The sequence below is a fragment of the Vreelandella maris genome (assembly GCF_013371085.1).
GTDB lineage: Bacteria > Pseudomonadota > Gammaproteobacteria > Pseudomonadales > Halomonadaceae > Vreelandella > Vreelandella maris.
The window spans coordinates 57,290-79,065 of record NZ_JABWCV010000017.1 but is presented as its reverse complement, the minus strand read 5'-3'; the positions used below and the strand labels follow the sequence as shown (position 1 = coordinate 79,065).

General features: G+C 52.4%; 24 protein-coding genes. 14 read left to right on the top strand and 10 right to left on the bottom strand.

Annotated elements, in window-relative coordinates; genetic code table 11:
- The 5 genes from HUO07_RS14980 to HUO07_RS14960 form a co-directional block, all read right to left on the bottom strand.
- Positions 1 to 1,113 (bottom strand): HAMP domain-containing histidine kinase (locus HUO07_RS14980; protein WP_176304222.1); only part of this gene is annotated, 1,113 nt, incomplete at its 3' end.
- On the bottom strand, positions 1,100 to 1,765 hold the full coding sequence (locus tag HUO07_RS14975; protein WP_035556039.1) for a response regulator transcription factor: 666 nt from the start codon (positions 1,763 to 1,765) through the stop codon (positions 1,100 to 1,102). The genes HUO07_RS14975 and HUO07_RS14980, both read right to left, overlap by 14 nt.
- Positions 1,766 to 1,779: 14 nt before the next feature.
- Positions 1,780 to 2,313: a cupredoxin domain-containing protein gene (locus tag HUO07_RS14970; RefSeq protein ID WP_035556080.1), complete on the bottom strand. Its 534-nt coding sequence runs from the start codon at positions 2,311 to 2,313 to the stop codon at positions 1,780 to 1,782.
- Positions 2,314 to 2,595: 282 nt separating this feature from the next.
- Positions 2,596 to 3,453, bottom strand: coding sequence for a copper resistance D family protein (locus HUO07_RS14965; protein ID WP_217908916.1), 858 nt, complete (start codon positions 3,451 to 3,453; stop codon positions 2,596 to 2,598).
- A 51-nt stretch (positions 3,454 to 3,504) separates the two neighbouring features.
- Positions 3,505 to 3,876 carry a copper resistance CopC family protein gene (locus HUO07_RS14960; protein ID WP_035556043.1) on the bottom strand — a complete coding sequence of 124 codons (372 nt, stop codon included), beginning with the start codon at positions 3,874 to 3,876 and terminating at the stop codon, positions 3,505 to 3,507.
- Between the two features lie 539 nt (positions 3,877 to 4,415).
- Here HUO07_RS14960 and HUO07_RS22040 point away from each other — a divergent pair.
- Together HUO07_RS22040 and HUO07_RS14955 are read left to right on the top strand one after the other, a co-directional pair.
- Positions 4,416 to 4,550, top strand: a complete 135-nt coding sequence (locus tag HUO07_RS22040; RefSeq protein WP_268762349.1) for a hypothetical protein — start codon at positions 4,416 to 4,418, stop codon at positions 4,548 to 4,550.
- A gap of 13 nt (positions 4,551 to 4,563) precedes the next feature.
- Positions 4,564 to 5,004, top strand: coding sequence for a DUF411 domain-containing protein (locus HUO07_RS14955; RefSeq protein WP_113271262.1), 441 nt, complete (start codon positions 4,564 to 4,566; stop codon positions 5,002 to 5,004).
- 381 nt (positions 5,005 to 5,385) lie between these two features.
- On the opposite strand, the gene HUO07_RS14950 is transcribed toward HUO07_RS14955, so the two are convergent.
- Positions 5,386 to 6,306, bottom strand: a complete 921-nt coding sequence (locus tag HUO07_RS14950) for a bile acid:sodium symporter family protein (protein ID WP_113271263.1) — start codon at positions 6,304 to 6,306, stop codon at positions 5,386 to 5,388.
- A 204-nt stretch (positions 6,307 to 6,510) separates the two neighbouring features.
- Here HUO07_RS14950 and HUO07_RS14945 point away from each other — a divergent pair, with 204 nt between their 5' ends.
- From HUO07_RS14945 to HUO07_RS14930, 4 genes are all read left to right on the top strand, one after another.
- Complete coding sequence (locus HUO07_RS14945; protein WP_176304221.1) at positions 6,511 to 7,425, top strand: cation diffusion facilitator family transporter; 915 nt, start codon at positions 6,511 to 6,513, stop codon at positions 7,423 to 7,425.
- A gap of 112 nt (positions 7,426 to 7,537) precedes the next feature.
- Positions 7,538 to 8,215: a DsbA family protein gene (locus tag HUO07_RS14940; RefSeq protein WP_113271265.1), complete on the top strand. Its 678-nt coding sequence runs from the start codon at positions 7,538 to 7,540 to the stop codon at positions 8,213 to 8,215.
- Positions 8,215 to 9,204 carry a M23 family metallopeptidase gene (locus tag HUO07_RS14935; RefSeq protein ID WP_113271266.1) on the top strand — a complete coding sequence of 330 codons (990 nt, stop codon included), beginning with the start codon at positions 8,215 to 8,217 and terminating at the stop codon, positions 9,202 to 9,204. The genes HUO07_RS14940 and HUO07_RS14935 overlap by 1 nt, the downstream gene beginning before the upstream one ends.
- Positions 9,205 to 9,316: 112 nt before the next feature.
- Positions 9,317 to 10,099: a ZIP family metal transporter gene (locus HUO07_RS14930; RefSeq protein WP_113271267.1), complete on the top strand. Its 783-nt coding sequence runs from the start codon at positions 9,317 to 9,319 to the stop codon at positions 10,097 to 10,099.
- Between the two features lie 28 nt (positions 10,100 to 10,127).
- On the opposite strand, the gene HUO07_RS14925 is transcribed toward HUO07_RS14930, so the two are convergent.
- The gene (locus HUO07_RS14925) at positions 10,128 to 10,586 is read right to left on the bottom strand and encodes a MerR family transcriptional regulator (protein WP_082051477.1); all 459 of its coding nucleotides are present in this window, start codon (positions 10,584 to 10,586) and stop codon (positions 10,128 to 10,130) included.
- An 86-nt stretch (positions 10,587 to 10,672) separates the two neighbouring features.
- Between HUO07_RS14925 and HUO07_RS14920 the strand changes: the two genes are divergently transcribed.
- Genes HUO07_RS14920 through HUO07_RS14905 form a run of 4 tightly spaced genes read left to right on the top strand, consistent with a single transcriptional unit; the run spans position 10,673 to position 15,972 of the window.
- Complete coding sequence (locus HUO07_RS14920; protein ID WP_176304220.1) at positions 10,673 to 12,859, top strand: heavy metal translocating P-type ATPase; 2,187 nt, start codon at positions 10,673 to 10,675, stop codon at positions 12,857 to 12,859.
- Positions 12,856 to 13,359, top strand: a complete 504-nt coding sequence (gene lspA / locus HUO07_RS14915) for a signal peptidase II (RefSeq protein ID WP_035556057.1) — start codon at positions 12,856 to 12,858, stop codon at positions 13,357 to 13,359. The genes HUO07_RS14920 and lspA overlap by 4 nt, the downstream gene beginning before the upstream one ends.
- Positions 13,360 to 13,363: 4 nt before the next feature.
- A complete protein-coding gene (gene lnt / locus HUO07_RS14910; RefSeq protein WP_035556060.1) occupies positions 13,364 to 14,896 on the top strand; it encodes an apolipoprotein N-acyltransferase in 1,533 nt (510 codons plus the stop codon).
- 53 nt (positions 14,897 to 14,949) lie between these two features.
- Positions 14,950 to 15,972, top strand: a complete 1,023-nt coding sequence (locus HUO07_RS14905; protein ID WP_176304223.1) for a L,D-transpeptidase family protein — start codon at positions 14,950 to 14,952, stop codon at positions 15,970 to 15,972.
- Between the two features lie 274 nt (positions 15,973 to 16,246).
- Here the strand turns inward: HUO07_RS14905 and HUO07_RS14900 are convergent, their stop codons facing one another.
- Both HUO07_RS14900 and HUO07_RS14895 read right to left on the bottom strand, forming a co-directional pair.
- Complete coding sequence (locus HUO07_RS14900; RefSeq protein ID WP_127062892.1) at positions 16,247 to 16,519, bottom strand: hypothetical protein; 273 nt, start codon at positions 16,517 to 16,519, stop codon at positions 16,247 to 16,249.
- A gap of 130 nt (positions 16,520 to 16,649) precedes the next feature.
- Complete coding sequence (locus tag HUO07_RS14895; RefSeq protein ID WP_113271271.1) at positions 16,650 to 17,525, bottom strand: DUF6685 family protein; 876 nt, start codon at positions 17,523 to 17,525, stop codon at positions 16,650 to 16,652.
- Between the two features lie 263 nt (positions 17,526 to 17,788).
- Between HUO07_RS14895 and HUO07_RS14890 the strand changes: the two genes are divergently transcribed.
- The 3 genes from HUO07_RS14890 (at position 17,789) to HUO07_RS14880 (ending at position 19,056) form a co-directional block, all read left to right on the top strand.
- On the top strand, positions 17,789 to 18,145 hold the full coding sequence (locus HUO07_RS14890) for a DUF192 domain-containing protein (RefSeq protein WP_052703836.1): 357 nt from the start codon (positions 17,789 to 17,791) through the stop codon (positions 18,143 to 18,145).
- 213 nt (positions 18,146 to 18,358) lie between these two features.
- Positions 18,359 to 18,637, top strand: coding sequence for a type II toxin-antitoxin system RelE/ParE family toxin (locus tag HUO07_RS14885; protein WP_035561763.1), 279 nt, complete (start codon positions 18,359 to 18,361; stop codon positions 18,635 to 18,637).
- 134 nt (positions 18,638 to 18,771) lie between these two features.
- Entirely contained in the window at positions 18,772 to 19,056 is a 285-nt protein-coding gene (locus tag HUO07_RS14880) for a HigA family addiction module antitoxin (protein WP_198556051.1), read from the top strand.
- A 566-nt stretch (positions 19,057 to 19,622) separates the two neighbouring features.
- Here the strand turns inward: HUO07_RS14880 and HUO07_RS14875 are convergent.
- A complete protein-coding gene (locus tag HUO07_RS14875) occupies positions 19,623 to 20,171 on the bottom strand; it encodes a hypothetical protein (protein ID WP_035561765.1) in 549 nt (182 codons plus the stop codon).
- A 479-nt stretch (positions 20,172 to 20,650) separates the two neighbouring features.
- Between HUO07_RS14875 and HUO07_RS14870 the strand changes: the two genes are divergently transcribed.
- Complete coding sequence (locus HUO07_RS14870; protein ID WP_176304219.1) at positions 20,651 to 21,574, top strand: Abi family protein; 924 nt, start codon at positions 20,651 to 20,653, stop codon at positions 21,572 to 21,574.
- Positions 21,575 to 21,776: the final 202 nt, after the last annotated feature.

Here is a 21,776-nt window from a genome sequence, read left to right as displayed (position 1 = left end):
GAGCGTGAGTGTGGTAGCGGAGGCGGCAATATCGCAATTAACGCACCTATTCGCCCATTTGCCAGCGTTATCGAGCACGATGCCTAATATTTCAGAAAAGTCGTGAGCCTCAATAGGCACTAGGTCTTTCTCGCCTGCCGAGTGGGTGAGGTTGAAGATACGCTCAGGGTAAAGGCTGCGGAACATCTCTATGAGCCGTGAACTATCTCGCGTGACGTTCGCCATTCGACCCGCGTTAGGCCCTGCAATACGCGAACGACGCAGCTCTGCAGCTAACTGAGCGTTAATATCTTCAATACGGCTGAGCAGTTTATGCCGTCGGTTTTCATCAATGGGCCGATTGCCGCGCAGTACTTGGGTAATTGCTGCCAGCGGGGTTTTTAAAGCATGAGAAAGATTGGCGACTGATTCCCGCGAGCGTTGTAATCGATGATCGATATCATCCATAAACCAGTTCAGCTGGTCGACTAATTCATCTAGCTCGGAAGGGGCTACTAATAACAAGCGATCACGTTTGCCTGATCGCAAGGCTTCAAGCTGTTGACGCAGTTGCCAAAGTGGCGTGAGGCCGCGGTTAACTGCCAGCATATTGAGTATGATGAGCATTCCTAAAAGCACGGCGGCAATTCCACCGACCCACCAATGCAAGGTAGCAAGTCCTGCTTCTACCTGAGAAAAATCCTCACCCACCAGTAATACGCCGTTAGAACCCTGCCACTCAAAATGGCGGCGGTAGACGAGCATGTGCTGATCGTTATGTTTAACGTCCACAAGAGCATCGCCGTTCTCTTCCAGCAGAGGCGCCAGCTGTTGCTGCCATTGCGGGTCGGAAGCGCTGACCGAACCGTTAAAGCGGAGTACGTAGAGATGATGAAAGACTTGATAGCCTTGGCTAACCGAGTCTAGCGCAGTCGGGACAGCCGTTTGGTCCTGCTCTAGCTGTGCGACCGCATGATTGGCTTCGCGCTGAAGACGCTCACCCAAAAAATCCCGAGCAAGATTCTGTAACAATATGCCATGCAGTAGCCAGGTCGTCACCACCACGAATAGCGCCACGCCACCTAGCCAGGCGAGTAGTCGAAAACGTAAACTGCGCCGATCAATGTGAAGCAAAGAAATACCCCTGGCCGCGCCGCGTTTGAATCACCGATTTGCCGAGATAACGGCGCAGACGAGCGACATAGACTTCGACCAAGTTAGGCGCGGCGGCATCCTGATCCAAGGCATAGAGCTGCTCTAGTAGCTGCTCTTTAGAGTGAATGCGATCAGGATGCAGCATTAAGTAGCGCAGTAACCGAAACTCGGTCGCTGTGAGCGAACGCCACGTTTCACCTTCTAAGCACACTCGTTGACCCGCTTCATCCAACGAAACGCCGTTAAGCGTGATCACTTGAGATAACTGACCAGACTGCCTGCGTAGCAAGGCCTTCAGCCGGGCCATCAGTTCGGCTTCGTGGAAGGGCTTGGTAAGATAGTCATCGGCCCCCGTCTCAAGGCCGACAACTTTATCTTCCCAGGTATCGCGGGCCGTCAGGATCAAAATAGGCGTGTCGCGTTTTTGCCTGCGCCACTGGGCGAGCAGATCCAGCCCTGAGCCGTCGGGCAAACCGACATCTAAGATCGCCAGTTCATAATGCTCGGTTGCCATCAGCGACTTGGCCGCTTTCAAGGAAGCGGCCAAATCAACTAGGTAACCGTTGTCTTTGAGACTCTCTGCTAAGCTTTCCGCTAGCAAGTCATCATCTTCAAGTAGCAACAGTTTCATGGATATACGTCAGATTAGAGAGAAAAATTGCCGTACATGCCGGATTCGTAATGGCCGGGAATGTTACATGCATACTCTAGCGCGTTAACATTATCAGGAACACGCCATAATAGAGACCCAGTCTCGCCAGGTGCAATGGTGACGCCTTCCATACTCATATTGGCCATATCGTGACCATCGCCGTTTGACATATTGGACATATCGTGGCCTTCACCGTGTGCCATATTTGACATGTCATGGCCTCCGCCATTGGCCATGTTTAGCATCATCTGGCGATGTTCTTCTTGGGCTTCTTTGCTACCAATCACAAATTCGTGTTCTAGATTGCCGGTGTTAGTAATTTCAAATTTAACCACCTCCCCTGCCGCCATTTCTAGCGCTTCAGGGTCGAACCACATATCGCCAGCTTCAAGGCTGATCGTGCGGTCAACGTCAGCCTCGGTTAGGCCATTGTCACCACTGCCTTGGCCGGGCGCAGCCCAAGCCGCACTCGTTATCAAACTTAGTGAAAGGGCAAACATAGACGTTGTTAAGGAGATGTTGCGCATGGTCATTTACCTCAGAGGTTAGTGTCACTTGTTCTTTATACGGTGTTAACCTGAAACGAGCCTGAACCTAACGTAAAAATATGGCCTGCTACCCAAAAGCATTTCTAACATGATGATGGATCCTGACCCCCTGATTAGAGTCAACGCTGCAGCAATGACTTTTCGTCTTGTTGGTGCAATTGCCTATGGCAGCCTCCGCCTAAACCTCAGCGTAAGGCCCATAAGAAGGAGACCGTTAATTTCGAGCTCTGGAACGGCTTAACAAGGTGGTTGACCTGTTAGTCACCCATTCGGTGATGACACTCTTGTCAGCACTGCCGTGATCAACAAGATAACCGCGACCAGCACCATCTCCAGTGCAATACTTCTCTGTAACCGTCCTGGGGCTGTTGCGTCGCCGCTCTCAAAGGCCGGAACAAGCCGCCACTTGTTCGCGGCAGCAAATAACAGTAGCACCGCCACAATCAATACCTTGCCGATCAAGAACTGTCCATATGCCGTGGTGAGCAGTGGCGTGAGACCGCCCGTTAGCAGCGTGGCCAACGTGACGCCCGCCAGTACCAACAAGCCGACTCCGCTTATGGCGATTTTCCCGAAACGGGTCAGAATGTGGGCGGTATTGTCCTGGTTGTGACCCCGTCCCACTAAATGGAACAGCGGCCACAGCGAGGCCACCCAGAATGCTGCCGCCATCAGGTGAACGATCAGCAAGCCAGCCAGAATGAGGCGTGGGGTGTTTACTGTATGCCCCACCTGCACGAATGCCAGCATCACCAGTAACACGCCTACTAGGCTCACGCTGTTGGCTGTTTTCGAGAGCGCTAAGTTATTAAGCTGAATCGCCTGGACTAGCAGCAAGCCAGTTACCGCCAGTATTAGTCGGACCCCGGACGCGCCATCGAACACGATTCCGAGCAGCATTGGGTTGGTTGCAGCAGCGATATTGCCGCCCCCAAGGTAACCAGCTTCTAAAGGCCACTGGAACAGAATCAGAATGACCCCCGCCCAGGCAGCAAAGATGCCCATGCAGGCGACGCGCCTCCGGTCGTGATCAGGGAGTCGGGGAAACGCTAGACGAAACAACACGGCCCCCGTCGCGACTAGGGCGTTAAGGTAAATCCCGGCCGCCACGAGAATCATCGCGACGGTCCAGACATCAAGGCTATTTACTGAGGGCCACCAGACCACGGGTCAAGGCTCGACCGAGAAGTTAAAACCGTCAGACATCATGTGCCCGTCATCCGATAGGCCACGCCAGCGCACCTGGTAATCCCCAGCCGAAAGAGTGTCACTGGGCTTTACGAAGTAGCGATCGACCTGTTCACTGCCTGGCTGACCATCAAGAGGAACGGGGCCGTCCGGGCCTGCCACTTCAAACTGGGTGATGCGCATCATGCCACCAAACTCGATGCCAATCTCTGCTGGGGAATCCTGAATGGTGACGCCATCCTTAGGCGAAGTGCTTGCGCCCCCTTCATGGGCCAACACTGGGCTTGCGAGCGACAGCAGCAGCGTTGCTAAGGTAGCGTGAATAATAGGGAGCGAAGTCGTCTTCTTTTGCATACCGTTTCCTTATATTTTTTTAGGCTTGAATGGTTCGTCGCGGAGGCTTCAAATCTGATTCGGTTGAGCCTTCAGACATCGTTCATGTGCCCTATTTGACGAACAAGGCACATGGCATCTTGCTCTTAAAGAACCAAGAGAGCATTCATGGATTCTTTGGCTGCTGGGTTTTCGCTTCTTGGGTGGCGATGTATTTGAGCAGCATTTGTACGCGCTCTTCTTCATGGAACTGAGTCAGTGTTATAGCGTGCCAACCTGAAACAGAGCTGAAAATGGCGGAAAAAATGACCTGTGACAAATCTAGCGTTTGGGATCAGTTTCTTCTTTACCTTTGGGCTACCTATAGGTTGTAGGCTTATAACAAAAGCTAACTCTGCCTTCTTCCATTTTTATCGGATAAGGCAATGTCTCGATCAGCAACATGATGAGAGGAAATATCATGGTTAAGCACACGATGAACTTTGCTATTGGTGGGGCTGCAATCCTCAGTGTCTTAAGTAGCGCCATCTTTGCTCAAGGCATAAATCAGGAGTGATGTCATGATGAACGCGGAATGCTTTGCTTTTATGGGGTCAATGGGGTGGTTAGACTGGTTGATGCCCCTGGCTATGCTGTTATTAATTGGCTTGGCGATCGCGTCGCTGGCCAAGTACCTCTTCAGTCGTTCACATTAAGGAGTTGAAATTAATGCAACATATGACCACCAAACTTTTGCTCTCGGGTTTCATGCTAATTGGGACGGTCTCCGCTCAAGCGGCGTTACCGCCAGAGGCGACACTGTATAAGAACCCCCAGTGCGGCTGTTGTGACGAATATGCGCGCCATCTTGAGGAACTTGGCGTAGACGTCACCGTTATTGATGACGTCGAGCTGGGTGATATCAAACAACAGGCGGGTGTTCCCTATGGTCTTGGATCGTGCCATACCATCGAAATCGGCGAGTATTGGATTGAGGGCCATGTTCCGATGGAAGCCGTACAGGCGCTGTTTGAGCAACAGCCTGATGCAGACGGCATTGGCCTAGCAGGTATGCCCATCGGTACACCGGGGATGCCAGGGCCTCAGGAAGCGCCCTATGACGTGTATTCCTTTACGGATCAAGAAGACAAGGCTTTTATGACGCTGTAGTAGGTTTTGGATGACATAATTAGACCTCTTGTACTACATGAGATGTTTGTTAAGCACCAGGTGTGTTTCGAGATGATTTGAAAATTGGTTGCGTCAGACGCTCTCTAACGTGCGACATGTTCAAGAAATCATCCAGAAATTGGCGGGGCCTTTCCCAGGGTTCGCTGATACTTTTAAGCATCTTAAATCCAAAAATGAACAGATACCCTGCGAAGCCTCTGTGTTAAATGCTTTTAGCAAGGTCAGTATTGGTCACAGTGACTTAGCATAGGTACTATTTGCCACCTTTATGAGTAGCGGTGTCTGTTTTGTCGGTAAGAGCAACCTGTACACCCCGTGTGCAGGTTGCTCTTCTGACGAAGAGCCGATACGGCCATCCCTTCAGTGGCGGGCGAGAATCTTCGCTGCGATGGGCGAAGTGATCATTTGAATCACGGCAAAAAAAGCGGCTGGAATCGCGATCTCTGATGGCAAGCCGGAAGCAGCGACAAACGCTGCAGCGATGCTGAATTCCTTTTTACTGACCGTGAAAAGATAGGTAATCACCTCTTTGCGATCAGAGGTGAGTAACCGTGAGGACATACCTACCAGGTACCCAATCAAATTGAGGCACAGGGCCGCGCCCGCAATCACAAATGCATACCAGCCATAACCAATGATCGTGGTGGCATTCGGACCTACCACGGCGAGTAGGATCAGCAGATACAGAATCGACCCTATCCCTGCATACGCTGAATCATGCTGTGCAAAAAAGGCCGAAAACTTTGTCCGCAAGCTGACACCAATCACGGTGGGGACAAGCACGATTAGTGTTAATTCAAGAATAATTGAACCAAGCGGCACGTCCAACTGGAGGCCGGTGAGCCATAAAAACAGGAAGGGCACAATAAACGGACATAACGCGGTGTTGACTGCGTTGAAAACAGCGGCAAGCGCCACATTGCCTTTCGCCATCAGTACCAAAAGAGGAGAGGACACATCCGTCGGCAGAGTGCCGAGCAAGGTTTGGCCAGCAGCCAGCGGGCCGCTTCCAAAAAATAGACGGCCCGTTAGCCACCCGGCAATCGACATAGGCCCATAGACCAGCCCCAATGCCAACAACTGCCGCGATGGCTTACGGAACACGATGCGAACTGCATGCGCGTCGAACGTGAGGCTGATGATCAACATCAGTAACGCCAGTAATGGCCCAATCGCGAACTCAAGCATTATTCCGGTGGCTGGAAAGAGTAAGCCTACCCCCGCGACGAACATCACAAACCAGACAAGGTGCGCCTCGACAAAATAAATGAATCTACTCATGGTGGATTGGACGTTACCGGTAGAAGTGGATTGAGCTCCGTACCTAAAACATGATCACTTCGGCCCAGCACGCCATGACTTGCTTGGGAGCAAGGGACGTGCTTCCCAATCCAGCGATACAAATAGACAATGCTCAAGGGTTGAAGCTTTAGTTGCTAGAGGTTTTATAGTACCAAGAACAGATAATTCGAGAGGAGCTAACAGATGGGACATCATCATGATCATCCCCACATTGATCCTGCCTCTGGCGACCGGCGCGTCAGTATTTCCATTTGGGCCAATGGGCTCTTAACCATCGCTCAAATCGTCGGTGGTATTATGGCGGGAAGCCTATCGCTGATCGCTGATGCGTTACATAACTTTTCTGACATGGCTGCGTTAGTCATTGCCTTTGCCGCTCGTAAAATCGCCAGGCGGCCCGCCGATGCGCACATGACTTTTGGCTATGGCCGGATCGAGATAGTGGCAGCACTCATCAACTACACAACCCTCATTATTGTCGGCGTCTACCTGATTTACGAAGGCGCTATGCGGATGATCGATCCTCCTGAGATAGAGGGATGGACGATCGTGATTATTGGTGGCGTCGCGCTTGTCGTCGATGCCCTAACCGCCATGCTCACGTGGTCAATGCAAAAAGGGAGTGTCAATATCCGCGCCCTTTTTCTGCATAACTTATCGGATGCGTTTGCTTCCATCGCTGTGATTATCGGTGGTTCGCTTATTTTACTGTACGACATGCGCTGGGTAGACCCCGCGATCACGATAGGGATTGCGCTATATATTCTTTACCTTGCCTTCTCTGAAATTGGTGGCCCTATCCGTACGCTTATGCTGGGATCTCCCCCGGATATTGACGGGCAGGTAGTCGTTGAGACCGTACGAGATATCGAGGGGGTCCAGGATATTCACCATATGCATCTATGGCAGATGCAGGAAAACATGGCAGCCCTTGACTGCCACGTGGTTCTGACAGAAACCGGCTGGCAGCAGCTTGAATCCGTCAAAGCAGAGATCAAGGAGCAGCTTAAAATGCGCTTCAATATTGCTCATTCCAGCCTAGAGTTTGAGCATAGTGACCACGCGCATCAAAATGCCAATCTATATGGGCATGAGTGACAGACCGAGGCCGGCTCCCGGCTCAGGTTGGTAGTGGGGGCTTACTCCCATAGCGATTGGCTTGTTTTTCAACCCGACTTTTCCACCCCATCATTGAGACAGAGAGTGAAACATGTTCAAAAAAGCGTCTTTTATATTGGCCGGTACATTATTGCTGACCGCTGCGATCGTCGCCGTATCAAAACCTGCCCTCCTGGACATGCAGGCTCAGGCAGCAAAAGAGAATGGTGTCCAGGCCGAGGACTCACTGGTACGTTCACACTCCCCCATTTTGGGTCGAGAAGACGCGCCGGTGACGATTGTGGAATTCTTCGATCCGGCTTGCGAAGCCTGCCGTGCTTTCTACCCCCTGACAAAAAGTATTTTGGAAACTTACCCAGAAAAAGTGCGGCTCATCGTGCGCTACACTCCTTTCCACGGCGACGTATCTGATAAGGCCATTCGAGTATTAGAAGTCGCTCGTCGTCAGGGCGTCTTTGAACCGGTACTGGAGAGACTGCTGGCTCGCCAGGATCAATGGGCCTCGCATGGCAGTTTTGATGAATCCGCTATCCTTGATATCGCGAGCCAAGGGGGCCTTGATCTAGCGGCTGCCGAAGAGCAACTGACTTCTGCTGAAGTGCAGGCGGTGATTGACCAAGACATGGCGGATGTCAGAGCCAATCAGATTCGACAAACACCCACCTTTTTTGTCAATGGCGAGCCTTTAGACCCCTTTGGTATGCAAGAGCTGATTGATGCCGTTGAGAGTGAAGTAGCGGAGGCCTCTGGGGAAGAGGATGGTCAGTGATGCAGCGCTTGTGGTTATTAGGCTTGGTAGGCTTTTACCCCTTGCTAGCCGAAGCCAATTGGCAAACGCATCTTTCGTTGCCGCCGTCTGAACTTAGCCCTGTCAGGTTACAGGCGACTGGCGAGCAAGAAGGCACATTACCGCTTGATAGCGTTGATACCCTAACCTTTGGGCGTGATGTCATCATTGATACCACCCTCTACGAGGCTTTAGCAGCAGAAGGTGTCCCTACGCGTTTCGCCAGTAAACTGGAAACACTGCTCAGCGAGTTTATCGCAGCACCGCTGGAGTTTTCAGGCAAGGAACGTATTCAATTAGTGTGGGAGGAAGATCGACGCCAGGACGGCACCCGTGTTGGGCCACCACGCCTCAGTTATGCCGCTCTGCCTGATCAGGCAGAGCCCTTAGAGGTTATATGGCCGGTCACTCCAAAGGGGGACGTTGCTCTTTTCAAAAGCAATACCCTGCTAAGCACGTTGCGTTTGCCTGTGCTTAGTGCTCGCTTAACGTCTCGCTTTGGGAATCGGCGACATCCTGTGTATGGAGGGGTGCGCCCTCATAATGGAATTGATTTGGCTGCACCAACGGGAACGCCAGTCATTGCTACCGCACCTGGGCGCGTATCCTTTATGGGGCGCCAAGGGGGATACGGGCAGGTGATCGAGGTGGAACACGACACAGGGGCCATTAGTCGCTACACACACCTTAGCCGATTCTCTCCACAGCTAGTGGTTGGGGATTTAGTTAATGCGGGAGAGTCGCTCGGAGAGGTAGGTTCGTCCGGGGTCGCCACGGGTCCCAACCTGCATTACGAAGTGAGAGTCAATGACCAGCCTGTTGATCCCCTTGGTCAAGGTCAACGCATCATGTTGGGTGAGCAGCCGACTCAAGGTGAATATCAAGCGTCACTTTACGAGGCAAGAGATCGCTTGGAACAAGCTATCGGCACGGCGTCCATTTATGACTTGATCTCGTTTAACGAGCCGTAACCACCCGTGCTTAGCAACGTTGCATGGATTGTTAGTAACGTGAACGTGTGCTTGCCTCGTTATGGAACCCTAGCGCTGTGATCACTCATCTACCACAAGACAGGTAATCGGTATGGAAGAGGTTTCTCTCGTCACCATGGGGGTATTGGGAAGCCTTGCCGCGGGCTTGATGACGGCTGTCGGGGCGCTTCCCGTCTTGTTTACCAAAACACCGAATCGTGGTGTTCGCGATTTAGCGTTGGGGTTCGCCGCTGGCGTCATGCTAGCGGCCTCTTTCTTCTCACTGATCATACCCTCCTTAGAAGCCTCGGAGCTGCGTTACGGAGGTAGCGTGGTACCTGCTGCCATTGCCTGTGCGGCCATCTTGCTAGGGATTGGAATGGTCGCACTACTGAACGAACTCTTACCTCATGAGCACTTCGAACAGGGGCGAGAAGGGCCAGAGGCTGCCTCACTACGTCGTATCTGGTTGTTTATTATTGCCATTACGATACACAACCTGCCAGAAGGGCTGGCCGTTGGCGTGGCCTTCGGCGCAGGGGGAAGCGAAGGAGGCGTTCCACTAGCGATTGGCATTGGACTTCAGAATGCCCCAGAAGGACTGGCCGTAGCAGTATCACTGCTAGGCGTGGGCTATTCACGTTGGCGGTCATGGACGATTGCCGCCCTTACGGGGCTTGTTGAGCCGTTGGGTGGCTTATTAGGCGCTGGAGTCATCAGCATGTCACAAGCGCTACTGCCCTGGGGGTTGGCCTTTGCGGCGGGGGCGATGTTGTATGTGATCAGTCATGAGATTATTCCCGAAACTCATCGAAGCGGGCACCAAAAAAAGGCCACGCTGGGCCTCTCTATCGGATTGGTACTCATGCTGTTTTTGGATGTTTCGCTGGGCTAACCATTGGGCGTGGGGCGTAGCGTTAGTGCTAACCTAAGTCGTGAGCCCCTCCGTGCGATTTTTCAGTGATACAGAGCTGATGATCACTGATGACCTCAATGATTCGGCAGCTTTCCACTTTACCACCGGCACACTGCGTGACCATCCGTTGAAGCTCCTCACGCAGTATGGACAGTCGTTGAAGGCGGGACTCCACTTTCTTTAGGTGATGCGTGGCGATGGCATCGACTTCTTGGCAAGGCATATCAGGCTGATCTGACATGGCCAAAAGCTCTCGCACTGACTCCACCGAAAAGCCAAAGTCTCGGGCATGACGAATGAAGGTCAAACGCCGCACAGCGTCGTCTCCATAGCGGCGCTGCCCCCCACCGGTTCGTGTTGCATCGCGCAGCAGCCCAATACGCTCGTAATAACGAACCGTTTCAGGTTTGCAATCGGCTCGTCGTGCTAACTCACCAATGCTGATACTTTGCCCCATCATCGACATGGTAAAACTCCTTACGTAGGGCTTGAAGCTATAGTTGCTACAAGGTTTACACTTCAAAACCATAGCCCATTGAGAGAAGAGGCACCATGAAAACATCAACGCCGACAACAGCGCCAAACGTCTTGACGCTGCGTGTTGAAGGCATGGACTGCGGCGGTTGTGAGCGCAAGGTTGTATCGGCGCTAGAGCGACTGGAAGGCATTGAGGAAGTCACGGCAAGCTCGATCACGGGATCGGTGAAGATTCATCACCACGATCACGGGGCCCCCTCGCGGAAGACCATTGAGGGCATCCTGAACGAACTAGGCTATCAAGTGGCTTCCCATGATGGCCAAACACACGCATCTGGCTCTGCATCCCCTTGGTGGCAAACCGCTAAAGGGCGCTTGGTCATTATCACAGGAAATCTGCTGATCGTAGCCTTCGCGCTTCGTTTAGCATGGCCTGCGCTGGGCAATGTGCCTTTCATTCTGGCCACGCTGGTCGGCTTAATGCCCATTGCGCAGAGTGCCTGGGGCGCCCTCAAGATGCGCAACCCCTTTACCATCGAGATGCTGATGTGCATCGCTGCGCTTGGCGCATTGGCCATCAATGCTGCCGCTGAAGCTGCGATGGTCGTGTTCTTGTTCGCCGTAGGTGAGCTACTCGAAGGGGTAGCTGCTTCACGGGCGCACCGCAGTATCTCAGCCTTGGCAAATTTAACACCCTCAACGGCGAGGCTGATGGACAATGGCCAGCTGCGTGACGTCTCGGCGGAGTCACTTAAACCCGGCCAGCGTGTGCTGGTGCGGCCCGGTGATCGCGTTCCCTGCGATGGACGCATCCTGGTGGGCACCTCCGACATTGACGAGTCGCCGGTAAACGGCGAGTCCATACCCCGTTCGCGAGCGCCTGGTGATGACATTTTTGCTGGCACAGTGAATCTTGATGCCGCCCTGGAGGTGGAGGTAACACGAGGCGCTGATGACAATACGATCGCACGCGTTATTCGCCTGGTTGAAGAAGCACAGGCCGCCAAGGCACCGATAGCACGCTTTATTGATCGTTTTGCGTATTACTATATGCCCGCCGTCGTCTTACTCGCCCTCCTGATGGCGATAGTGCCACCGCTGGTATCGACCATGGCATGGTCGGAGTCGATTTACCGTGCGTTAGCATTGCTGTTAATCGCATGCCCCTGCGCATTAGTCATTTCCACCCCAGCCGCCATCGCCGCAGGCCTCTCGGCGGGCGCTCGGCGCGGCCTACTGATCAAAGGGGGAGCCGTTCTTGAACAGTTAGGTAAGCTTCGCTTGGTGGCATTAGATAAAACGGGCACCCTCACTGCGGGTACCCCAAGAGTCACAGATGTGGAGTCTTGGATCGCTGAGGAAGACGATAACAGCGTATTGCGGCTCGCCGCTGGGATAGAGCGAGATTCCAGTCACCCTATCGCCACGGCTATCGTTGAGCATGCCCGACAATCGGGCCTAAACCTCCCCACCGCCACCGGCAGCCGCGCTCTGGCGGGGCGCGGTGTCTCAGGCCAGGTGGAGGGTCGCGAGCTGAGCTTAATGACGCCTCGTCACCTTCACGAGAAAGTCATCCTGGAGGAAAGTCTCAGTGCTCGGATTATCGCGTTAGAAGAAGCCGGTAAGAGCCTCGCTCTCCTCGTCGAAGGCGAGCGTTTGTTGGGCTTGATCGCTGTTCGCGATGAGCCACGCGAAGATGCCCTTGAAGGCCTAGCGGCGCTATCCCGTTTAGGCGTACAGGCGGTCATGCTCAGCGGTGATAATGCCCGCACCGTCGCTGCCACTGGGGGTCGCTTAGGCATTGAAGCGTACGGCGAACTAATGCCTGAAGACAAGGCAGCGTATGTTCGAGACTGGCAAGCGACAGGTCGTGGCCCCATCGGTAAAGTAGGCGATGGCATCAACGATGCACCGGCACTCGCGGCAGCCGATGTGGGTATCGCGATGGGTGGCGGCACGGATGTGGCGTTGGAAACCGCCGATGCAGCCTTGCTCAAGAACCGCGTTACCGGCATCGCTGAGCTGATAGACCTCTCTCGTGCCACGCTACGCAATGTGAAAACCAACGTTGTTCTCGCCCTTGGCTTAAAAGCCATTTTCCTGGTCACCACAGCGCTGGGTATTACCGGTATGTGGATTGCGGTGATGGCCGATACCGGTGCTACCGTCCTGGTGACGTTGAACGCCATGCGACTGCTGGGTTATCGCTTTTCGCCCAGTACCGCATTGACAGGCCTGTCACAAGGAAAAACAACGTCATGAGAACAGCGCAACACGACAGCCCTTCACGACGTTGGCCATGGTTCACATTTGCTTGCGTGTTGGCTCTAGCCGATCAACTGGTCAAAGAAATCGTGCATGCCCAGATGTCGTTTGGCCAAGTCATTCCGCTAACGCCGTTTTTTAACTGGGTATACACCGGTAATACAGGAGCCGCTTTTAGCTTTCTCGCGGAGGCAGGTGGTTGGCAGCGCTACCTCTTTCTTGGTTTAGCGTTGGTGGTGGTCGTCGTATTGCTCGTGCAGCTATGCAAACCCCTGCCGCGCTTGGAAGCCTGTGCGTACAGTCTGATTCTTGGCGGCGCACTCGGCAATACCGTTGATCGGTTAGCGCGTGGGTACGTCGTCGACTATCTGGACGTTTACTGGAGCGAATGGCATTGGCCCGCCTTTAACATGGCCGATATCGCGCTATTTGCCGGTGTATTGATGTTCGCAGTGGCGTTATGGCGTGAAAGTCCTGCTTTTAAGCGCTCTGAGTAACGGTATGGACTCAGTCGATCAAGAAAAAAAATATACGTTTGTGGCTGGGCGACTCTCACCAACAGTCGATTGCGTTGTAGCGCTAGCCGCTGGGGTGCTGACCACCTTGAGTGCCGCCCCCTTTTCCCTATGGTGGCTTGGCCCAGTGGCCGTGGCACTGGTCTATTGGAAGATAGCGTCGCTAACGCCTGCCATGGCCACCCTGCGTGGGTGGTGCTATGGGGTAGGCCTGTTCGGTTCTGGCACATCGTGGGTCTTCGTTGCTATTCACGACTTCGGTGGCACCGGGGCCTTGGTGGCGATGTTCCTCACCACTCTTTTTGTCAGCGTCCTGGCGCTCTTCTTTGCAATCCCCTTTGGGCTCTATCGACGCATCACGGGGCCACGGTTCGCCTTTCTTAGCTTTGCCGGTATGTGGGTGGTGAGCGAATGGCTACGCACTTGGTTGCTCACCGGCTTTCCCTGGTTATTGCTCGGCACCTCTCAGATTGATTCTCCACTAGCCCCATGGGCGCCCGTTGGTGGTGTGTACTTGCTGTCACTCATGACCGCGCTGACAGGTACGTTAGGGGTAGAGGTTCTGCGTCGCCGCTGGGTTTTCCTTGTCCCAATGGCCGCCTTGTGGATCGTTCCATTCCTATTGCCCGCCCAATGGACAACCCCTGCTGGCAAGCCCATCCGGGTGGCATTGCTGCAAGGGAATCTTGACCAGCGCATTAAGTGGACTGCCCAAGGGCAGCGCGAGGCGGTCAATATCTACACAACGATGACACAAGAGCAAGCAAGGGACATCGATCTCATCGTTTGGCCCGAGGCAGCCCTTCCCATGCTTGAGCAGGAAGCACAGCGAATACTGGAGCAAGTAGCGTCCGACCTGGGGCCTAACACCTCCTTGTTGACCGGCATTTTGCAACGCGACAGTGAAGGGCGCTCTTATAACAGCGTCATAGGGCTAAATGATGTGCAAGGCGAATACCAGAAAGCGCACTTAGTACCCTTTGGCGAGTATTTGCCATTCCAAAGCCTCCTCGCTGACACCCTTGCTTTTTTCGACTTGCCAGCACCCCGCCTGACCCCAGGGTCAGACGGACAGGCTCCGTTACACGTGGCTGGCACTACCATTGGCACTGCCATCTGTTACGAGATCATTTTCGCCGACCATGTCGCCCAACAGGCGCGTAATGCCGAGCTGCTATTAACGGTTTCCAACGATACGTGGTTTGGGCGTTCCATTGGCCCACACCAACATCTTCAAATGGCGCGTCTACGTGCCTTAGAAAATGGTCGTCACCTACTTCGAGCTACCAGTAATGGCGTGACGGCCATCATCGATTCACAAGGCCACGTCACAGCCCGTGCCCCACAGTTTGAACCGGCCAGTTTAACTGGCGAGGTGACCCCGATGCAGGGCCTAACTCCTTTCACACGCACCGGTAGTGGCCCCGCTTGGATACTCGCTGCCTTGCTGACGCTGCTCGGATTACAACTAAACTTATCTCGATCAAAAAACGACGCATTAGATGAAAAAGGAACCTAGCGATGCTCTTGGCAAAGAACGCAGCAATACTTAAGAGACTCCTCCCATGGCCAATGCAGATCGGCTTCATCGTGAGTGTGATGGTTTCGTCTCTGGCATGGGTCCCTGTCGCCATGGCGGCACAACCTTCCACTGCCCAGGAGACGGAATGGCCCAAGGGGCATTACCCGCTACCTGAGGAAGGCAATATTATCGGAGAGGCTGACACCTTCATTGTGAAGGATTACGAGGATACTCTGATTGATATTGCCAGACGTCACAACCTTGGCTACCAGGAGATGATCCGTGCAAACCCAGAGGTCAGTATTTGGGTGCCCGGAGTGGGTACTGAAGTAACCATTCCAGGACGCTTCATCCTGCCGAATGTCGAGCGTACTGGTGTCGTCATCAATATCGCCGAGCTGCGGCTTTACTACTACCCAGATGTCAAAACCGGTGAGACACCGCGCGTTGAGACCTATCCTATCGGCATCGGTCGCGAAGGGTTTGATACTCCTCTAGGCGTGACCGAGACCACCATGAACATTAAAAACCCCGCGTGGTACCCGCCTGAGTCGGTAAAACGCGAAGCGGAAGCACGCGGTGAAACCGCGCCCAGCGTTGTGCCACCCGGCCCCGATAACCCGCTAGGAGACCATGCCATCATCCTAGGCTTCGATGGCTATTTGATTCACGGCACCAACCAGCCCGATGGCATTGGCATGCGCGCAAGCCGTGGCTGTATACGCATGTTGCCTGACGATATTGAATCAATTTTTGACCGCATACCGGCGGGCACCCAGGTCAATATCATCAACCAACCTATTAAAATCGGTTGGGACAACGGACAGCCGCTGGTACAGGCATTACCTCCTTTAGGGGTGGAGGATCACACCATGACCGCTATATCAGATGCCATTTCACGCCTTGAGCAACGCAATGTAGATGGCGTTAGCTTCGATTACGAACAGCTTAGCGATTTACTAGCATTATCCAACGGGCTTATCGAACCTCTGTATCCGAAGCCGGAACCGAGTAATAAAGAAGACGACAATATCAACAGTGTTTATGAAGAACTGACACTTCATTCGTCGTGAATGTCGATAAAGACAAGGCAGAGCGTTTTTTCAGCCCTTTGGAGAACAACGGCTTGGCTACCGTCAAACCCTTAATATTCGTCGTGTGTTGTTGATTGAGCTCTTCCATCACTAGCGTAGAAAGAGCTAATGCGATCATCACAACGTTGGTAGCATCCACTTTCGGTAGCACTGAAGTGTGACGAAGAGGATCTATTCTAAGCCCCTTCCACTGGCTGGCAGGGGCTTTTTCTATACCTAGGCAAAGTGATAAATATTATTTCCCTATTAAGATTCATTTATTCCAGTGTTTGTTTAGTGGCTGATGCTCTGGGTTCGCCTTATCAATTGCAGCACCGATAGCAGCATAGGCGTGTTGGTACGTCTTATAGTTTTTCTGATTGCTGTAATACACGTTAAAATCAACAAGGCTTCGCACCACTGCCAGCAGGGTTTCTGGCTCACCATCACGAGTGATAACGTCAATAGCGTCGGTCACAGATTCATCGTAAACGCGCATAGCTATCTCGGCGTGAAACGCCTCTGCGTCGTGTTTAATCTTTGCCAAGTTCATTCTCCTTATATGCGTTGCTAATCACTGTACTTTCAAAGCCCGCTAACAGCCTGGTGGTTCTACGCGCTGCCGCAATAACACCAGCTGATGTCAGCCCTGTCCAATGGATGTGCCCAGTTTTTTTCTATTGTTGTTTCGCCTGCTTGCGTAAGAGGTCGCAGAAATCGAGCCAGCCGTAAGCTCGGAATATATCGGCTACGCCCATGGCTTTGCTGTTCTCACAGGACAACAGTAAAAGGTGATGGCCATCCTGCCGCGGCGGGGGTGCTGAACAGATGGCGAATGGGATCTGCGCAGCCTCCATCCGCTTCATAAACGCTTCGTTCATTGTGTGGTGCTCTGGCTCGCAAAAGATGTCGAAGGCGCTGAGAATAACTTGGGCGACCTCGGTGTTCAGTTCATGCCTGGTCAAGGGAGCTTTTATGCGCAGCTCAGGATCGAGGAAGCCAGCAATCAGACAAGCTGTAGCGAAGTGATGGGCGCCACCCTGGTTGTTTAGATGGTATCCCCAGGGCCGCCAACTGAAACCTTCTACTGACTCTTCAGCGCCAGAACCGCCATGGAAGCGGAGTTCATGCCAGTTGGGCAAAGGTTCGATGCTGGCACGGTTGTTGTGAACCAATTCGCGACATTCGCCGATAGCATAGGCGTCGAGAGTGGCGTAGCCGACGAGATCGCCTTTCCCAGACGCCAGGGAGATGATGTCTCTGATCGAGCAGCTGAAGTTGTCATCGTAGGTGGTCGATGTGAGTCCAGCGGCCGCTGGATAAGGCAAGCGCTGACATTGCAGCCCCGTTCGCCCTGGTCGCCAGTAGGCAATATCGTCCCCTAAGCAAAGCGGCCATCGGTGCCATTGGATGATGCCGAGTTCGCTGGCGCTAGCTGCTGGGAGCGTTACCCGGGCTGCTAAGTGTGAAAATTCAATAGCGTGCTGCACGGCTGCTGGGCTGGCCCAGTGAGCATGGCGCAGCCAGCGGACCAGTAATGTGGTCGCCAGCATAATATGTTCCCCCAAACCCTAACCGTTACGGTCACCCTCGGCTCTATCTTGGAGTGACATTCTGATTTTATTCTGGAGCCCAGGTGATAATGTTTCAGCGTCAACAAAGGCTTGTGGGATTCGATCGGCCCACGACCCGAAAAAGTATCCGCATTTTGGCGCTTTTCTTGATTGGCACTGCTCTAATCACGGGGATGATTCTTCGACAGGCCACTGCATTTTCCTCTGGTGTTTTGCACGCTAAGGAAGGCCGATATTCGCTCATGCTTGAGGTGGCATCTACCTCGCGCCAGCGTCGCAATGGCCTAATGGAGCGTGACTCAATGGCTCCCGATGCTGGCATGCTCTTCGTCTATGATGAGGAGCAGACAACCGATCATGCTTTCTGGATGTACCAAACTCGTATACCGCTTGATATTGCCTTCCTCGACCATGACGGAGAGATCCAGTCGATCACCAGCATGGCCCCCTGCACGAGAGAAAAAGAAGCCTGTCCGCGTTATCCAGCTGGCACGCGCTTCTGGATGGCCCTGGAGGTAAACGCTGGCTACTTCAATGAGCATGGTATAGCCGCTGGAGATCGCCTAGAGGTCGACCCTTTACAGCACCCCCCCTCTTAAAACCTGTTCTACTGCAGGAATGAGAGAGAAGCACGTTAATGAGCACACCCGTTTTTTCACCTCAATCGGGGCCAATCTAGTTGGCGGAACAACTGCTCCTGTACTGTCAGCCATGCCACCTTTAAGCAGTTTCTACCTCAGCTGTCATTGACGCGTGTAGCGTTACGCGCTACACTTCGAGGGCGTTTCACAACAAGGGAGCAAAGCAATGCGATGATAAAGAAGATCAAACACAAAGGGCTTAAACGTCTTTATGAGAAGGGAGAATCCCAAGGAGTACAACCAAACCATGTAGACGATTTAAGAGACATACTTGCTGCACTGGACGCAGCCACTAAGCCAAACGATATGAATTTGCCAGGATTTGATTTTCATAGTTTGAAGGGTGATAGAAAAGGCTTTTTTTCGGTGCATGTAAACGGTAATTGGGTAGTGATATTTACGTTTGATGGGGAAGATGTACACCTTGTTGACTATTTAGACTACCACTAACCCCGGCGTTCCTTGATAACCGGCTCGGTACGGTTATCAAGGGCCACCGAGAAAGATGGCCTCGCAGACGTAGCCATGAATGCAACACCTCAAATATGCGATACACAATTTGTGTAGAGAGAGAGAACTGAAACATGACCATGATGAACCCGCCGCACCCAGGTAGCTTATTGCGCCGTCGGATCGTGCCAGCGCTGGGGCTGAACGTCACTGAATTTTCCAAAAAGTTAGGCATGTCTCGTGCAGCAGTTTCACGCGTATTACATGAGCATGCCGCTATTTCCCCCGATTTGGCCGTTAAGTTAGAGCATGGCGGAATTGGCAATGCCAAGCACTGGCTAACGATGCAGGCAAACTATGAGCTATGGCACGCCGAGCATAAAGAACAGAACCATATTGAAAGATTTGCAGCTGTTTGAATTAGTAAGATATTAATTCGGAAAAACCCAACGTACCGCGACGTTGGGTTTTTTGTATCCAATTAGCCTCGCTAATTGAGACGCAAAAACCCGGCTTATTGCCGGGTATCAAGGTTTAAATATTGGCCATTATGAAAAATCTGCTTACCCATTCATGCGAACGTAGCAGGTAATAGCACCTAATTAGAGGTCGTCTTCTTCCTCTACATATTTTGGCACGCAGTCATTACAAAGCAATAATTGGCGTTCCTGGCCGAACACCACAGCTGGTATATTGTGAACTGCTTCTCGCGCGCATGGCGTCTCATCATCCTTCATGCCTTCGCACTCAATCACGGTGCTACCTCATCGGTTTTTTGTCTGACTAGAATTAACCAGCAGCTTCGCTAAAAGCCCTACTCCTATTAAACCACTAGGCCTGCATTTCGACACCCGTCGACATAGGTGTTATCTATATTCTTTTAACAGGTTAAAAAAACGTCGTATAGGGCCGGACTTTTGGTGTTTGATGTTGTGTCATGCCATCTGGATGTAGAGAAACCCGGCTGGCAATTCTTCGCAGCGTGTTACTTCTTATTCACGCGGTGGTAAATTTCTTCCTCTAAGACGAGCTTAAACGCCTCTCCTTCTGCTTCAAATTCATCCCACAAGCATTCTGGCAGCGATGCAGCGTCCAGATCGAGTTGGCCCGGCTGAGCGCCGTATTCTATTTCATTGACGATATGGGGTTCGCGCTGGATAAATAACGTGGCCATAGTGTTGAGCTTTTCGACTTCACGCTCTTTCTGGTAGAGCCTAATTTCATCTAGCGCCGGGCCTTCTGGCCAGGACTCTTTTCCTTCCATTCGACGTTTTGCCGTGTCAATCAGCTCGCCGAAAGCGCCCAAAGCCCCTGCTGCTGAACGATGCCCGTACTCATCGGCCGCCAAGATTAAATCTTGCTCTTCATAATCGCGCACAGCCACGCGAAAACTAACGCCATCACAATGCAAGACCGCGTAAGGCATGACACTGCTTTCGGCATCAATCCATTCGGCAATACCTCGTATAGTTGCTTCACGGTCAAAAATGCGTCGTGGGTAATCGTCCCAGCCATCGATAGCGTCGAGAATCATGCTTCCCCCTGTGGATGCTTATAAAGTTTACTAAGATAATGTCCAGTCGCTTTTCTATATTCATCTTGGTGTATAGGTAAAGTACTTCCAACCAAACATGTGAAATTCGATGAATTTTATACAGGCTATACGTTGGATTCCGGTGCAACATTCCCCCTATAGCTGCCTTTTACTACCCAGTCAAAGCGTACTACATCAATTAGACTTGTCCTGGCCAAGGTTCACCTTCGGCCGAGTACCCATTACAGATAAGAAACAGCTTTGGTTGGCACGGGCACAGTAAAGGTCTACTACTGCAAGTGGACTTGTACCGACCAAGGTTCTCCCTATTCTGGGTGCCCATTCGGCATAGGAAACAGCCTAGATTGACACGAGTACAGTAGAAGCCTATTATTTAAGACAAGAATAACCCCCACGCCTCACAGGATTCGTTCTGACTGCGCACCAGGGGGTTAGTTTTTTTAGTGGTAAAAGAATGTATGGGGCTACAACTGCAACCACAACTAAACTTCACAAAACCCGCAAAATCCTCTCACGCCCATCTTCGCCACCTTCGCGCCAAGGGTCTCATCACCAAAGGTCAGCAATCACAAGCACTTAATGCCCTTCAGTTTGTCGGGTATTACCGGCTGCTCATTTATACGCGGCCGCTGCAGGATGATCAAAAACGTTTTTATCCGGGTGTAAGGTTTGACGATATTCTTGCGCTTTACGAGTTCGATCGTAGTCTTCGGCTAGTGCTCCTTGACGCTATTGAACAAGTAGAAGTCGCGTTCAGATCCGCCATAGTTAACGCTATGGCCAATGACAAAGACTGCGGCCCCCACTTCTATCTCAAAACCAAACATTTCAAGGACATGGAAGCGCACCGCAATTTCATGAAGAACGTCTTGGGATTGAGACTTACCAACCCCATTAAGCACTATTACCACACTTACCATACGCCGCCTTATCCGCCGATCTGGACAATCTTGGAGGAGTTAAGCATTGGCCAAATGTCGCGGTTGCTTGCCAGTCTTGATCGCGAACATCGGAGGCGAGTGGCTACACAGTTTGGCTACGATGAAAAGGTCATTGTGTCGTGGCTCAAAAGCACAACCATGCTGCGTAATAATTGTGCCCACCATAGCAGGGTCTGGAATAATAATATCGGCGCTGACAGCCCTCAAAGCGCGAATGCTATCCACTCCGAGTTTCCAGGCAACCCTGATCAAGGATTTTTCTTTTCCCGGACCGTCGCGCTCCAAGCACTTTTGAAAGCGATCGATCCATCAACAACTTGGCAGGATCGCTTCAAGACAGTTATGAGAACATTGCCGGTTGCGACGCTCTCAAAAGCCGGCATCACACCTCAGTCAATAGGGATTCCCTTTCAGTGGGAAACACGACCGTACTGGAACTGAATACAACCCGAAGCTAATTTTCAGAGAGTATCCTGAAACACCTTATTATCCAGGGAAAGGTACGATGTTACGCTGCCTGGGAGTTGCAGAATACGAGGCCTTGGCGAAAGTAGCCGGTCGTTTGCGCCTCACTTGGATCGAAGTCCCTGTTGAAATGGAGGGTAGCTGGGCAAGACTGACTGTCTGAATCGCCAAACTGTTG

Excerpts from the sequence above, each read along its gene's own strand:
- HUO07_RS14905 (WP_176304223.1), top strand. The coding sequence starts at position 14,950 with ATGCAGATCGGCTTCATCGTGAGTGTGATGGTTTCGTCTCTGGCATGG.
- HUO07_RS14930 (WP_113271267.1), top strand. The coding sequence starts at position 9,317 with ATGGAAGAGGTTTCTCTCGTCACCATGGGGGTATTGGGAAGCCTTGCC.
- HUO07_RS14970 (WP_035556080.1), bottom strand. The coding sequence starts at position 2,313 with ATGCGCAACATCTCCTTAACAACGTCTATGTTTGCCCTTTCACTAAGT.
- HUO07_RS14960 (WP_035556043.1), bottom strand. The coding sequence starts at position 3,876 with ATGCAAAAGAAGACGACTTCGCTCCCTATTATTCACGCTACCTTAGCA.
- HUO07_RS14880 (WP_198556051.1), top strand. The coding sequence starts at position 18,772 with ATGACCATGATGAACCCGCCGCACCCAGGTAGCTTATTGCGCCGTCGG.
- HUO07_RS14940 (WP_113271265.1), top strand. The coding sequence starts at position 7,538 with ATGTTCAAAAAAGCGTCTTTTATATTGGCCGGTACATTATTGCTGACC.
- HUO07_RS14965 (WP_217908916.1), bottom strand. The coding sequence starts at position 3,453 with ATGATTCTCGTGGCGGCCGGGATTTACCTTAACGCCCTAGTCGCGACG.
- HUO07_RS14870 (WP_176304219.1), top strand. The coding sequence starts at position 20,651 with ATGGGGCTACAACTGCAACCACAACTAAACTTCACAAAACCCGCAAAA.
- HUO07_RS14885 (WP_035561763.1), top strand. The coding sequence starts at position 18,359 with ATGATAAAGAAGATCAAACACAAAGGGCTTAAACGTCTTTATGAGAAG.
- HUO07_RS14875 (WP_035561765.1), bottom strand. The coding sequence starts at position 20,171 with ATGATTCTCGACGCTATCGATGGCTGGGACGATTACCCACGACGCATT.
- HUO07_RS14975 (WP_035556039.1), bottom strand. The coding sequence starts at position 1,765 with ATGAAACTGTTGCTACTTGAAGATGATGACTTGCTAGCGGAAAGCTTA.
- HUO07_RS14945 (WP_176304221.1), top strand. The coding sequence starts at position 6,511 with ATGGGACATCATCATGATCATCCCCACATTGATCCTGCCTCTGGCGAC.
- HUO07_RS14920 (WP_176304220.1), top strand. The coding sequence starts at position 10,673 with ATGAAAACATCAACGCCGACAACAGCGCCAAACGTCTTGACGCTGCGT.
- HUO07_RS14895 (WP_113271271.1), bottom strand. The coding sequence starts at position 17,525 with ATGCTGGCGACCACATTACTGGTCCGCTGGCTGCGCCATGCTCACTGG.
- HUO07_RS22040 (WP_268762349.1), top strand. The coding sequence starts at position 4,416 with ATGATGAACGCGGAATGCTTTGCTTTTATGGGGTCAATGGGGTGGTTA.
- lnt (WP_035556060.1), top strand. The coding sequence starts at position 13,364 with ATGGACTCAGTCGATCAAGAAAAAAAATATACGTTTGTGGCTGGGCGA.
- HUO07_RS14955 (WP_113271262.1), top strand. The coding sequence starts at position 4,564 with ATGCAACATATGACCACCAAACTTTTGCTCTCGGGTTTCATGCTAATT.
- HUO07_RS14935 (WP_113271266.1), top strand. The coding sequence starts at position 8,215 with ATGCAGCGCTTGTGGTTATTAGGCTTGGTAGGCTTTTACCCCTTGCTA.
- HUO07_RS14950 (WP_113271263.1), bottom strand. The coding sequence starts at position 6,306 with ATGAGTAGATTCATTTATTTTGTCGAGGCGCACCTTGTCTGGTTTGTG.
- HUO07_RS14890 (WP_052703836.1), top strand. The coding sequence starts at position 17,789 with ATGCTTGAGGTGGCATCTACCTCGCGCCAGCGTCGCAATGGCCTAATG.
- lspA (WP_035556057.1), top strand. The coding sequence starts at position 12,856 with ATGAGAACAGCGCAACACGACAGCCCTTCACGACGTTGGCCATGGTTC.
- HUO07_RS14925 (WP_082051477.1), bottom strand. The coding sequence starts at position 10,586 with ATGTCGATGATGGGGCAAAGTATCAGCATTGGTGAGTTAGCACGACGA.